This window comes from Spartinivicinus ruber (genome assembly GCF_011009015.1).
Taxonomy (GTDB): domain Bacteria; phylum Pseudomonadota; class Gammaproteobacteria; order Pseudomonadales; family Zooshikellaceae; genus Spartinivicinus; species Spartinivicinus ruber.
The window spans coordinates 4979033-4992877 of sequence record NZ_CP048878.1 but is presented as its reverse complement, the minus strand read 5'-3'; the positions used below and the strand labels follow the sequence as shown (position 1 = coordinate 4992877).

Here is a 13845-nt window from a genome sequence, read left to right as displayed (position 1 = left end):
GGCTGGTAGGGTAGGTTGATGGCTTTCTCAAGTGTTAATACAGTAGCCACAAAATATTGGCATCAATTGGAAGATGGACGGATTCAATGTGATGTTTGCCCAAGGCATTGTAAATTAAGGGAAGGACAGCGTGGTTTATGTTTTGTTCGCGCCCGTGAAGATAACCAAATTGTGTTAACCAGTTATGGCCGTTCTAGTGGCTTCTGTGTTGATCCCATAGAAAAAAAACCGTTGAACCATTTTTATCCTGGTACACCGGTACTGTCGTTTGGTACAGCAGGTTGTAATCTTGCCTGTAAGTTTTGTCAAAACTGGGACATGAGTAAATCCAGAGAAATGGATACGCTGGCTGATCAGGCATCACCTGAACAGCTAGTGATAGCTGCTAAAAGCCTGGGATGTCGAAGTATTGCTTATACTTATAATGATCCAGTCATCTTTATGGAATATGCCTTGGACGTGGCAGCGGCTTGTAGAGAAAATGATATTTTTTCTGTTGCCGTAACCGCAGGTTATATTTGTAAGGAGCCGCGAGTGGAATTTTATCAGGGAATGGATGCAGCCAATATAGATTTAAAAGCTTTCACTGAGCGTTTTTATAAGAAAATTTGTGGTGGTGAATTAGGTGCAGTATTGGATACTCTGAAATATCTTAAAGATGAAACTAAAGTATGGTTTGAAATTACCACCTTATTAATTCCAGATGAAAATGATAGTGATGAAGAAATCCATCAAATGTCCGAATGGATTATGGAAAATCTTGGGCCATTTATCCCAGTGCACTTTACTGCTTTTCACCCTGATTGGAAAATGCTGAATAAATCCCGTACCCCTGCACAAACTCTGACCAAAGCAAGAAAAATTGCAATGAGTAAAGGGTTGAATTATGTCTACACTGGTAATGTATTTGATGTAAAAGGTGAGAGCACCTATTGCCATCAGTGCGGAGCCATGTTGATTGAGCGTAATTGGTATGTATTGGGATATTGGGGTTTGGATGACCATGGTCATTGTGTCAATTGTGGTACGCCACTGGCAGGTTTTTTTGAGCAGCAACCAGGTGTTTGGGGGGCGAGGCGGTTACCCGTGCGGATGGTGTCGTAAAAAAACTGTGCTATTCATGGTCGTTACCATTTAATTGTAAGGCATTCATCATAAACTGTTTTTTTCGCTGTTTTTCTATATAGAGCAGATTATTAAGCGTTTCTTTCGCTTTGCTTGATTGGGCATGACTGGCGAGTAGTTGGTATAAATCAATTAGTCGATCATCCAGCTCTAATGCAATTTCAATAACATCATTAAGGGATATGTCTTTGCCATAATCTTTTGCGTGGTATTGTTTAAACAAGGGGTCGTTAGTGAGTTCTTGATACCACAAGTTAATCACTTGGCTGGGGGCATGCTCTTCAATTTTCAGTAAATTATCACTAATCGCTTTTTCATGTTCTACCAGATAATCTAGCAATAACTTCACTTTTTTTTGTTCTGCTTTACGGCTCAACTTCTGATAAAGTTGGCTCATTTGCCAATGGGTTTTAACGACATAATCCAGTACATCATGGAGCTTGGGAAATTGCATGGGTTGCACCTCTACAAATTGGAAATAACAGTCCATGTTATGGTTAGTTTAGACTTACGGAGGCGCTAGTGCCTTGTTTTCGAACTTGAATAAATAAACAGTTGTATAAATTGTAACGGGCATTGAAACGACAAAGATCTCGGGTTTTCCGCTATGTAAAAACTATTATAATCTCGTGGGGTAGTCGAGGTGCATTTGTAATGTTATTGCTTTATTTGGTGTATGGAACACCTATTACTGTTGTAGGTTTGTGATAACGGTAATATGCTACTTGTAAGAAGTTTATGTAATTTTTCGAGCGTTACTATAGCCAAAGCGAATGGTATAAATTAAGACTTGTTGCTGAAGGACCACAATGGAAGCTGAAAAACAGCCGTTACGATTACGTAGGATTGGTATTGATACCCATCAAGAGCCGGTTGCTTATTTAAGGCAAGATAGCCATGTGTGTAAATCGGAAGGGTTTTCTGTTCATTCACGAATTAAAGTGGCCACTGAAAATCATAGTATCATTGCCACAATTCAATTTATTACCAGTCAGTTGTTAACTGACCAGGAAATTGGTTTATCTGAGGCTGCTTGGACACTATTAAAAGCAGATGAAGGAGAACAAGTACATTGCAGTCATGCTAAACCGGCAGACTCCTTTACTTATATAAAAAGCAAACTGGCTGGAAAGTCATTTGATGAGGCATCGGCTTTTGAGGTGATGCATGATATTTGTTTAGGGCATTATCCTGATATTCAGTTAGCTACTTATTTGGGGGCTTGTTCTGGCACCCATTTATCGCCTCCAGAGGTAATTGCTATTACAAAGGCCATGGTTGATTCTGGCCAGCGCATTGACTGGGATATACCACAAGTTTTGGATAAGCACTGTGTAGGAGGCGTGCCTGGAAACCGTACTTCACCATTAGTGGTAGCTATAGTGGCCGCAGCAGGTTTAACTATGCCGAAAACATCCTCCCGCGCCATTACGTCACCTGCTGGTACTGTCGATACCATGGAGGTAATGACACCTGTTAATCTCAGTCTGAAACAAATTCAGCAAGTAGTTGAACAAGAAAGTGGCTGTTTGGTGTGGGGGGGCTCTGTGAGCTTATGTCCTGCTGATGATATTTTATTAAGAGTGCAAAGGGCATTGAACCTGGATAGTGAAGGGCAAATGGTGGCATCCGTGTTGGCGAAAAAAATAGCGGCTGGCTCCAGTCATGTGCTCATTGATATTCCTATAGGGCCAACGGCTAAAATTAAAAACCAGGCTACGGCGTTTCGTTTGCAACGGTTGTTAGTTGCTACAGGAGAGGCCTTGGGTATTGAGGTTACTGCGATGACATCTGATGGTAACCAACCTATTGGTTTTGGGGTTGGCCCTGCCTTGGAAGCAAGAGATGTATTAGCCGTGCTACGCTGTGAGCCGGATGCACCAGTAGATCTAGCCCAACGTGCGCTGACCATTGCAGGAAAACTATTGGAAATGGGAGGGAAGGCTGAAGAAGGAGATGGGTATCGGCTTGCCCAGAAAATTTTAAATTCCGGAGCAGCTGAGAAAAAATTTATTGCTATTTGTGAAGCTCAGGGGGGCTTTACAGAGCCACCAGTAGCGAACAATGCTTATGAAGTAACTGCATCTCATAATGGCATTATTACCTATATTGATAACCGCTTTATTGCGAGGTTGGCTCATTTTGTTGGAGCGCCAGCAGTAAAAACAGCGGGTTTGGAAATGCAAGTTAAATTAGGTGATCAAGTAACACAAGGGCAGCCTTTATTTACTTTACATTCCGAGGCAACAGGGGAGTTAAGTTATGCGTTGGAATTTCTACAGCAACACCCTAATGCCATTCGAATAGAAGAAACTTGGTTATAGAGGTGAAGAATGGAGATAGTTAAATGTTCTGCGGCAATTGCTCATGCAATGTTCTCATTTCACCATGCTCTCACTATCCTTGGTGATCAGGAATAAAGAAAACAAAACTAGAAGTTATTCGTGAAGGGTATATATTGTTAATCATGATGGTGGTGATTATTAGCCAATTTTGAAAGTTTTTTCAGTTTAGTAATCGCAATACCGTTAATTGAATTGGCAGGGTATTGCTGGTTTTCATCAAGTTCACCAATGGGGCGATGGGTAAGCAGCTCTAGTGCTTGATCTACTTTGGTAATAGCATAAATTGTAAATTTATCAGCTAATACAGCTTCTACAACAGGTTGATTGAGCATCAGGTTTTTTACATTAGCAGAAGGGATAATTACACCTTGTCTGCCTGTTAATCCTCTTTTTTCACATAAATTAAAAAAACCTTCAATTTTTTCATTAATACCGCCAACGGCTTGTACTTCACCATATTGGTTAATTGATCCAGTTAGCGCCAAACTTTGAGAGAGGGGAATTTGGGTAATTGCTGATATTAAACAGCATAATTCAGCAAGTGAGGCGCTATCGCCATCCACCTTACCATAAGACTGTTCGAGGGCAATATTAGCCGTTAAATTAAGTGGAAAATCCTGGGCATATTTTTGACCTAAATAGCCAGATAAAATCATGACCCCTTTGGAGTGAATTGCCTGCCCTAGCTCAGCTTCCCGTTCAATATCGACAATGCCTGAGGTACCAGGAAAAACCGTAGCAGAAATTCGCGAAGGGGTACCAATACAGCTGTTGCCTAAATCCAGTACAGTTAAGCCATTTATTTTGCCAACGTATTCTCCCTGTGTATCAATTAAAATTGTGTTATCCAGCATATCATCCATTATATCGTTGGCAAGGCGATTGGTACGCCACTCTTGACCATGAAGTGCGCGTTCAATATGATCGACTTCAATTAACTCATCTCTGGCCATTCGTCTTAAACAATTCGCTTCGCTAACTAAGTCAAACATGTCTCTAAAAGAAGCGGATAATTTCAATTTATTTTCTGCCAGTCGTAAACTATGCTCCATTAACCGCGCAACTGCTGCAGAGGTGAGTGGTTCAAAATTATTTTTTTCAACGTAAGTTTGCATGAGTCGTGCGAAACCATCTTTGGTTTCTTCATTGAGAATAATTTCATCATCAAAATCGACAGTTACTCTAAACAACTTATGAAAGTCCGCATCGTAAGCTTGCAATAAATGGTAGGTTTCTCGATCACCAATCAAAACAATTTTCACTTTAAGAGGAATGGGCTGAGGGTTGAGGCTAATGGTATTAACTAAACCAAGCTCAGATACAAGAGACTCCAAGCGTATTTCCTCTTCTTTCAATGCTCTTTTGAGGGCATCCCACACATGATGCTCATTCAGTAACTTATCGGCATCAATAATCAGATAACCCCCATTTGCCTGATGCAGCGAGCCAGGGCAAATATGGCGAAAATTAGTTACTAACGTACCTAAATCACTGCTGTATTCCACTCGACCAAATAAATTTCGATAGCTGGGGTGAGGCTCATGAGTAACAGGAGCGCCTGCTGTTTTATCCCTAGCGACTACCAAATTAGGGGCAAACTCATTAACCAGCGCTTCTCTCTTTTCCGCATCTTCACGAGCTTCTTCACTTTCTGCTACTAATATTTCGATAACTGTTTTATGCAGTTGCTCTTTAGTCGCTTGAAGAAAATCCTGTATTTTTGCCATTCCTTTATATTTATCATGTAAAGGACGAAAGAGTGGAGCAATAGCTCGATTAATGGTTTGTCGATTGAGTTTGCGCATTTTATCTGATGACTCACGCTTCCATTGTGGGAGTCCAACTAAAGCTTCATTCAGTAGCATTTCCAGGTGTGAGATATGTTGGTGAAAGGCATCTCGTTCTGCATCAGGTAAGCTGGCAAATTCGGCTTCATCCATGGTTTTGCCGGCTTTCATTGGGGTAAAGCTGATTGTATTAGTGTCCCGAAATAGGGCAATACTGTGTTTCAGGGCAGCTTTCTCTACTGTATCGATAGCCCGATCATATTGCTGATTAAACTCTTGCTCGATTTTAGCCTTTTGCTGTTGATAGCTAGGGTGTTCAAATGCTGCTGGAAATGTGGCAAGTAAGTTATCCAATAATTGTTCAAAATCATCTCTGAAAACATTGGCCGTTCCTGCTGGTAGCGCCAACACAAAGGGTTCTCTAGTCAACTTGTAATTATTGACGTAAAGAAAGTCATCAGGCGTTGCTTGTCGTTTCGCTTCTTTATCAAGAAATGCCTTAACATAGGAATTCCGACCACTCCCAGGCCTGCCCATTACATACATATGGTAGCCACTTTGTTGCATAGCCACACCAAACTGTAAGGCGGTAACAGCTCTATCCTGGCCTAAAATGCCATAATAAGGTTTTAGTTTGTCAGTGGTTGCAAACGGAAAGTCATTGTGGGATATCGTGGTCTTTAGCCGTTCAACACTAAGCTTTAACTTATCAATTTGTTGTTTCATCGCGTGATCCAGCCATTCTTTGTTATAAGTTTAGCTTTAACCCGAATACTTCATCAGATCACTGAAACTAGAAGATGGCTAATGAAATACTCGGTTTAACCTGTTGGATCGACAGCTAGAGTAAGCGTGCAGCCAGGCAACAAATAAAGTAAGAGGAATGGGGGTAAAAGCAAAAGTTTAGCTTGCAACATGGTTATATTTAAATTTCATATAAGTAATGCCACTTGCTAGTACTAGCCGCCAAGCAAGCTCAACATCATCTGAAAATGTATCATCATATTGAGCCACGGTTTCGATAAGCGCCTCTAACCAGATATCATACCACTCAGGAAGTATATTCAGATGTTGGTAATTGTGTTGAATGGCAATTTTTTCTAAATAGTCAGTCGCATTATTTGTAGCGTAAAAGGTGAGCAGTTTGTAAAAAGATTTTTCCAATAATCGTTTTTGTTTAGCCATGTCAGTGTTAGCAAAGGTGTGTGCAATTGCATCTGATTTGCTAACAAAATTTACATAAAAGGCATCAAAAAATGACTGGGCATTAATTTCCTTGCCTAGTACTCGCTCGTAACTGGCATCAAATATATTTTCAAAATCACTCATCGCTTTTTACTTAGTTGTTAAGGCACTGCTAAAAATTATACTTTAAACAGTGCCAGTGAGAGTAATACACTGATCCTCTTATAATTATAGCATTTGAGTAAAGTGATATTTTTGTGTCAAATCAAAGAATACTCTCTTATTGAAATTAGGCCGCTTTTGCTTATTCACACTCCATGACTTGATTGGTTTCCTTAAATACAACCTGCATGGGGGTACGAGGGATTTTCACTTGCACCAGTTGATAAGGCGATGTGAGGACACTTATAACAGCGCAGTTACGCCCAGGTTCAATGGAGTTAACTGTTGCAATTACTTTGTTATCTTTTTCTCGTATATCAGCTACTTCAATCATAAAACCTCCAGTGGGTTGAGCCCCCATGTAAACCCCAAGCACTAAATATTCACTAAAGTCGATTAAAGGTAACCCCTCACCACCATTTGGATTTTCTGCGTAGTAACGGGCCGCTAACGTATCTTGATCAGTAATCACTTCGAGTTTTTTCGAAAGTTCAACGCTGTGAGTACCATGGTCAATAACTGAATAGGGAAGTGGTTCTGCAATAGGGTCAGCCAGGCTGTAATCGGCCATTGCAATATTAGCAGAAAGCAGTGCAATAGCAGAAAGTGTATTGATGAAATGTTTTCTCATTATTAACAGTCCTTGTAAATAATTTTAGTTAAACTAAACGGCAATTATTGTATTAGCAATAGCTAAAAATAACGTGATTGTTTTCACGGTTGGCTGAAAATATAAATAAGGTCACCCATAAAAAAGCCTGCCACTTTGGGCAGGCTGAAAGGAATAGTAGGTCACTAGATAATAGACACGTCTAGTCGTGTTCTTTATTGTTAGTAGTCACTAGAAGATATTGAAGGTGTAGTCGAAGTAGATTTGGTTATTATCTATGTCTTCATTTTTTAACCCAGACTCTTCTCTATGAGTATAGTTTGTCCACGTGAGCTTTAAACCTTTAAGTGCAGCTGTCTGAAATTCATAAGCGATGGTTGTATCTCTACCCCATTCTTTGTTGCCACGGCTAACAGCTTCAACACCAGTGTTGTTCTTATCGCCATCAAAGCCTTTTCTATATCCTGCTTCTAAGGTAAGTCCAGGTACCCCAACTCCTGAAAAATCATACTCAAAACCAACCATTACCGCTTTTTGATCTTTGCAAATGAAGTCTGACCAGTAGGGAACCATGGAATTGAATCCTCCAAAGCCTAGCGGGGAAGCAGCCCAATCATACTCAAAATCAGCCCCTTTTGTTTGATGATAAGCTGTTTTTATTGTTAATTCGTCTACTGTGAGCTTGGCTAAGAGCTGAGTATTTTGCGAGTCATATCCATCAAAGCTGGCTGCTTGAGCAGCAGTTCTATCATCATTTATTTTGCTTCTAATAAAAGCGTCACCATTTTCCTTTACTCTATGATGAATACCTTCTAAATAAAGCTGTGTATCTTTGGCCAAGTTAAATGTGTGGTAAAGCTTGAATTGCTGTCCTTCTAAAAAGCTATTTGATTCCCCCCAGTCATATTCAAAGCCCAATCCATTTTCAAATTCGTAGGCAAGGCCATAATTTTGAATATAATTAACTTCTTCAGTTCCATCACTAAAATGTTCAAAGTGACCCATGCTTCTCCATGAGCCTTCGGTTAAATATGTACCATGTAATTTTAGACCATGAATATTAATATCGGCTGCAGTGCCGTATACAGAGCTAGGTACTGCACGGGAAGAAGAACCTTGAATTAGATTAGTATCACGGCGCATTCGACCGTGTTTAAAATTAAAGTTCAGGTCGTCATCACCTAGTTTAACTTTTACATAAGCCTGACCTAGCAGGTTGATATCGTTAGTTTCTCCAGGGTTTCTTCCATCAGCTGGTAAATGGGTAAAATTGTTTCCAGGGGAGTCTAAGTCCCAAGCGCCATAATAAGAAGCATCAAAACCAATAATATTGGCAAAGTAACCTGACGTATAATTGAGTTGAATACCTTGTATCCACTCTCTGTTGTCATAGTCAGAACCGTTGCGACCATCTCTGTTAAAATAAACATTTCTTAGCATTCCATCTAACGAGCTGCCTTCAATAAAGCCTTCATCTGCATGGGTTACCATATTAAATGAAGAAGCAGCTAAGACGGCGGTGCAAAGCGCGGTGCGTTTGAATATATGCATTGTTATTATCTACTCCTAAAGGTTGTGTAATCCCCTTATGTCTTCAAGGGGCTAGCCCGAACACATCACTAAGCAGCAGAAGAGTTTTGCTACCTAATGAATTTTTGGGTTAGTTGTTTCTTATCCACTTACCTGCTGTTTTTTTCTGGCCAAAAAACACCTTCCTGATTAGTTATTAGTAAACTTACAGACTGCAAAATGCTTCAGCATTTCTTTATTTAAAAGAGCTGAGGCAGTAGTTTTTTGGATTAAAGGTAAGTAAATAAAAACTTTTTATTATTATGATACTCGCTTTAGTTATTTGTTTGATTAATATCTGTTATGACTGACAGTGTATTGTTACTGAATTTTAACTTAAAAACAAACCCCTTTGTATTGGATTTTAGTATATGTTGGATTGTTGAATACGACATATATGGTTTGGTTTGTATAGAAAAGCTTACAAATAAAGGATCTTTGGCTAATACTCATAAAGAGACTTGCATGGCAGAAAAATTAGCTCTGATAAAAAATTTCTTCAGTCTTATTGTGACTAAACAGTCTAAACAAATATACAGTTGAATATTGCTTTTTTGTTTAATAAATAAGAAATTACTGTTTTAGTATTATTTAAAGAACCGCCTGAGAGAGTTATGTGTGGTTGTGCTTTTTCTGTGTGATAAGGAGTCAGTCTTGAAATCTTACTTGTTTATTTCCTCATTATTAATTGCAACTACAAGTCAAGTAGTTGCTGCTGATGATTTTGTAGCTAGATATTTGTGTTATGCCGATGGAAAAATACGTCAGAATGGGGCTGGTGCGCCGGTTAATTCTCGGCTTGAAATGAAGTTGATGAGAGATGAGAAAGGTTTGGTTTATTTAGCCCAGACTCTTGGGCATGTGTTAGTAACCGATGACACTGAACCGACTATTTTAGCCGATCACTATGGCTATTATGGGTTGTTTAGATTTGGTCGACTTTATCAAAACCCAAATTATAATCCCACCGTTTATTATGATCACTATCAGTTTAAGCCTTTTAATGCTGTGACCACCAATGGTTTTGATGGTGGTGGTATGTGGGGTTCTTTTGTTTTGCCAAAAAGTCTGGATAAGGAAGTGGCTGCACATTATATTTTTCAGGCGGGCTCTCATATTGGTGGGACCATTGATTATAAATGCAAGCGCCGTTGATCCTGATCAACTAAAGAGTTTACCGCCTCTTTTAAGCTGTAGTTGTATTTCAGTTTAATCATTCTGTTGAAAGGAGGTAAGTGATGACCTCAACAGTCGCTGTGGCGGGTATGACAATGATGATTTCGTTCGGTACTATTTTGATTGCAGGGCTAGCAGTTGGAATCATTGTTTCGATTGTAGAAAATCGAGTAAAAAGGCCTGATTATTGAGGTTGTCAATAAAACTAGGGAATATGGGATAACAGGGTATTCTGTAGCTGCAAAAATGTTGCTTTAGCCCTTGGTTGTCTATGGAAAGCTCTTCAAGGGTGAAAAAATACCCCGTTATTACTGCACCGGGAGCTATATTTATTTTTTAATATTATCTTCTTTGCAGTAACACCCCTGCTTCCATATGGTGGGTATAAGGGAACTGGTCAAACAACGCAAAACGCTTTATTTGATGGGTTTCCATTAAGTTGGTAATATTCTGCTGCTGAGTAGTGGGGTTGCAGGAAATATAAATAATATTATCGAATCGCTTTACCAACTCTTCTGTTGCAGGATCAAGCCCAGCTCTTGGTGGGTCTACAAAAACAGTGGAAAACTGGTAGTCCTCTAAATTGACATGGGCTAGTCGGCGAAATGCTCTGACTTTATTTAATGCTTCAGTTAATTCTTCACTAGCCATCCTAGCAATAGTGACATTCTGAATATTATTACACTTGAAATTGTATTCAGCTGCTTTGACAGACGTTTTCGAAATTTCTGTTGCCAACACCTTATTAAATTGCTTGGCTAATGGCACAGTAAAGTTTCCATTGCCGCAATAAAGTTCTAGTAAGTCACCACTGAGTTCTTCAGCAATACCTGTAGCCCAACTCAACATCTTTTCACAAACAAAAGCATTGGGTTGGGTAAAACTATTTTCGATTTGTTGATAGATATAACTTTGATCATCAACTGCTAGTTTTTCTATTACATAGTCCTGGGATAAAACTATTCTTTGCTTACGTGAGCGACCAATAATATGAATATTGAGTTGTTGCTCTAATTGCTTAGCTGCTTGTTCCCAGTCATCACCCAATGGTTTGTGGTAAATCAAGCTGGCTAAAACATCATCGGTTTGGGTGGCAAGGAATTCCACTTGAAATAGTCGCTTGTGAAGAACCTCTTCCGCTTGCAGTGCTTCGAGTAATTTGGGCATCAACTCTGAGATGGATAACGTTGCAACAGGAAATTCAGTTACCTCAATTACTTGCTTATTTTTGGGATTAAACATGGCGTAGTGAATACGGCCGTTGTCTCGCCAGATCCTAAATTCAGCACGCATTCGATAGTGTTGTGGCATCGAAGGATAAATTTCCAGCTGAGGAGGACTAAATTCAGCATAAGCTATACTAAGCTGTTCTGCTTTTTCTTTGAGTTGCTGGGGATATTGCTTGGGGTCGATATGAATAACAGCCATGGGCTCTATACCAAAACAGTTAACTTAACTAAAAATAATACGCTTAAGATTAAGAGCGCTGGATTCAGTTGATTGGCTTTACCACTCAGTAATTTGATAATAGTGTATGAAATAAAGCCAAGGGCGATACCGTTAGAAATTGAAAATGTGAGTGGCATGGTAACAGCAGCAATAACGACAGGTGCAGCATCAGTGATATCATCCCAATTAATATGAATTAGCCCACCTGTCATTAGTACTGCAACATAAAATAATGCAGGGGCCGTAGCATAGGCAGGGACGGTACCAACCAAAGGAGAGAAAAATAAGCACAATAAAAACAGTGCCGCTACCACGACTGCTGTTAAACCTGTTTTACCACCGGCTTCGATTCCTGCTGCACTTTCAATGTAACTTGTAGTGGTTGAAGTACCAAGCATTGCACCAGCCATTGAGGCAGAACTATCAGCCATTAAAGCTTTACCTAGTCGAGGTAAACGCCCTTGTTCATCAAGCATTTTACCTTTTTGTGCAACAGCAATTAAGGTGCCTGAGGTATCAAATAAATCAACGAAAATAAACGCAAAAATAATGCTGATCATGCTGACTTCTAACGCATCAGCAATGTTTAATTTCATGAGAGTTGGAGTCAAGCTAGGAGGCATAGATAGTATACCTTGATACTCTGTTTGCCCTGCTAACAGGCTGATCACTGTTACTGCTAAAATACTGATCATGACGTTGCCAGTTATTTGTCGGTGGCTAAGTGCAATGATCAAAAAGAATCCTAAAGCGGCCATGGCAACAGGGAATGATGCAATATTACCTAAGGTAACAAATGTTGCGGGGTTATCTACCACCAAGCCAGCGTTTTTTAGCGCAATAAAGCCGAGAAATAAGCCAATGCCTGCACCTATTCCTACTCGCAATGCCATGGGAATGCTATTAATAATCAATTCACGAATATGCAAGGCACTGAGGATAAAGAAACAGATACCAGAGATAAAGACAGCACCTAATGCGACTTCCCAAGGATAGTGGAGCTGATTGACAACAGTAAAAGTAAAAAACGCATTCAGGCCCATTCCTGGTGCTAGTGCGATGGGATAATTTGCCCATAACCCCATGATCAAACAGCCAATGGCAGCAGCTAGGCAGGTAGCGACAAAAACAGCACCTTGGTCCATTCCCGCAGCAGCTAGCATATTGGGGTTAACAAAAACGATGTAGGCCATCGTTAAGAAGGTGGTAAAACCGGCTAATACTTCGGTTTTTACACAGGTATTGTGGGCTTTGAGTTTAAATAATGCCTCAAGCATTTAATGACTTCCTCATTGACCAAGAGATGCGTCTTTTACCACACCCAGTAGCTATGGTGTTGAAAAGATGGGCGATCTTACCGCAAATTGCAGGGAGGTTCGAATAATGTTTGCTTGAAAACAAGTAATTGATGGTATTCTAAGGATGCCTGTTAATTTCTACACAGTTAGTTGTTATCAGAGTAAGTGCATTTTTAGATGTACTCCTAAGTAAAAGGAGTCGTTGCCAAATTAAGCAGTTGTGCTAATAGCTGGTAGATTCATTAATACAGGCGTTTGACCCAAACTAATTCACATAGTTATCCACAGTTTGTGTGAGTAACTCGAAAAAAGTAGAACTAGAGTATTATGGTGACTAACGACAAGCCCCGCTACCAACAGATAAAAGACTTTATTTACCAGAATATTCGTGATCGTCACTATAAGCCTCATGACAGGATTCCCACGGAGCATGAGCTTTCTGACAAGTTTCAGGTTAGTCGGATGACGGCCAATAAAGCGATCAGGGATTTAGTGAAAGAAGGGTTGTTAGTTCGCTACCCAGGACAAGGGACTTTTGTTACTGACTTGAAAGTGGAGTCCCCTTTATTAGAGATTAAAAATATTGCGGATGAAATCCGTAGTCGTGGCCATATTTATAGTAGTGAGGTGGTAAAGCTTGAGGCGGTACCAGCTACTGAACAAACAGCTCTAAAGTTAGGAGTAGTAGAAGGTGAAACGATTTTTTACTCGCTGATTGTTCATTTGGAAAATGACTTGCCATTACAAGTGGAAGAGCGTTATGTCAACTCAACGGCTGTACCTGACTATTTAGAGCAGGATTTCACTGAAATTACACCTAATGAATATTTAACTAAGCATTGTCCACTTTCAGAAGCAGAACATGTTGTTGAAGCGATTATGCCTGAAGAAACTACTCAGCAGTTGTTACATATAGAGTCAGCTGAGCCTTGTTTATTGGTTAATCGTCGTACTTGGTCATCAGGCCAGCTCATCAGTGTTGCTAAGCTTATCCATCCCGGCTCTCGCTATAAGCTTCTCTCTCAAGCGATCATGGCTGAATAGTATTCAGCCAGACTTCCTATTCTTATGAAATAAGTCAAAAATTAGTCATTGACGAGCAACTTGAACTCGATCTATATTTGTATATACAAATCTTG

12 protein-coding genes are annotated in these 13845 nt (G+C 39.8%); 5 read left to right on the top strand and 7 right to left on the bottom strand.

Going from position 1 to position 13845, the window contains the following annotated elements; translation table 11 throughout:
- Positions 1-18 precede the first annotated feature (18 nt).
- Positions 19-1104 carry an AmmeMemoRadiSam system radical SAM enzyme gene (gene amrS / locus G4Y78_RS22675; protein WP_163835168.1) on the top strand — a complete coding sequence of 362 codons (1086 nt, stop codon included), beginning with the start codon at positions 19-21 and terminating at the stop codon, positions 1102-1104.
- A gap of 10 nt (positions 1105-1114) precedes the next feature.
- Here the strand turns inward: amrS and G4Y78_RS22670 are convergent, their stop codons facing one another.
- On the bottom strand, positions 1115-1579 hold the full coding sequence (locus G4Y78_RS22670; RefSeq protein ID WP_163835167.1) for a hypothetical protein: 465 nt from the start codon (positions 1577-1579) through the stop codon (positions 1115-1117).
- 355 nt (positions 1580-1934) lie between these two features.
- Between G4Y78_RS22670 and G4Y78_RS22665 the strand changes: the two genes are divergently transcribed.
- Positions 1935-3449, top strand: a complete 1515-nt coding sequence (locus G4Y78_RS22665) for a thymidine phosphorylase family protein (RefSeq protein ID WP_163835166.1) — start codon at positions 1935-1937, stop codon at positions 3447-3449.
- Positions 3450-3586: 137 nt separating this feature from the next.
- Here the strand turns inward: G4Y78_RS22665 and G4Y78_RS22660 are convergent, their stop codons facing one another.
- The 4 genes from G4Y78_RS22660 to G4Y78_RS22645 all read right to left on the bottom strand — a co-directional run bounded on the left by G4Y78_RS22660 (position 3587) and on the right by G4Y78_RS22645 (position 8765).
- Positions 3587-5983, bottom strand: a complete 2397-nt coding sequence (locus tag G4Y78_RS22660) for a Lon protease family protein (protein ID WP_163835165.1) — start codon at positions 5981-5983, stop codon at positions 3587-3589.
- A 177-nt stretch (positions 5984-6160) separates the two neighbouring features.
- The gene (locus G4Y78_RS22655) at positions 6161-6586 is read right to left on the bottom strand and encodes a globin (RefSeq protein WP_163835164.1); all 426 of its coding nucleotides are present in this window, start codon (positions 6584-6586) and stop codon (positions 6161-6163) included.
- 160 nt (positions 6587-6746) lie between these two features.
- Positions 6747-7235: a protease complex subunit PrcB family protein gene (locus tag G4Y78_RS22650; RefSeq protein WP_163835163.1), complete on the bottom strand. Its 489-nt coding sequence runs from the start codon at positions 7233-7235 to the stop codon at positions 6747-6749.
- A 210-nt stretch (positions 7236-7445) separates the two neighbouring features.
- Positions 7446-8765, bottom strand: coding sequence for an OprD family outer membrane porin (locus tag G4Y78_RS22645; RefSeq protein WP_163835162.1), 1320 nt, complete (start codon positions 8763-8765; stop codon positions 7446-7448).
- A gap of 672 nt (positions 8766-9437) precedes the next feature.
- Here G4Y78_RS22645 and G4Y78_RS22640 point away from each other — a divergent pair.
- Complete coding sequence (locus G4Y78_RS22640) at positions 9438-9938, top strand: hypothetical protein (RefSeq protein WP_163835161.1); 501 nt, start codon at positions 9438-9440, stop codon at positions 9936-9938.
- 83 nt (positions 9939-10021) lie between these two features.
- Positions 10022-10150, top strand: a complete 129-nt coding sequence (locus G4Y78_RS31435) for a hypothetical protein (protein WP_268935010.1) — start codon at positions 10022-10024, stop codon at positions 10148-10150.
- A 151-nt stretch (positions 10151-10301) separates the two neighbouring features.
- On the opposite strand, the gene trmA is transcribed toward G4Y78_RS31435, so the two are convergent.
- Positions 10302-11387 carry a tRNA (uridine(54)-C5)-methyltransferase TrmA gene (gene trmA / locus G4Y78_RS22635; protein WP_163835160.1) on the bottom strand — a complete coding sequence of 362 codons (1086 nt, stop codon included), beginning with the start codon at positions 11385-11387 and terminating at the stop codon, positions 10302-10304.
- Positions 11388-11392: 5 nt separating this feature from the next.
- On the bottom strand, positions 11393-12685 hold the full coding sequence (locus G4Y78_RS22630) for an NCS2 family permease (RefSeq protein WP_163835159.1): 1293 nt from the start codon (positions 12683-12685) through the stop codon (positions 11393-11395).
- 348 nt (positions 12686-13033) lie between these two features.
- On the opposite strand from G4Y78_RS22630, the gene hutC reads away from it, so the two are divergent.
- Positions 13034-13750 carry a histidine utilization repressor gene (hutC, locus tag G4Y78_RS22625; RefSeq protein ID WP_163835158.1) on the top strand — a complete coding sequence of 239 codons (717 nt, stop codon included), beginning with the start codon at positions 13034-13036 and terminating at the stop codon, positions 13748-13750.
- The last annotated feature ends 95 nt before the right edge of the window (positions 13751-13845 follow it).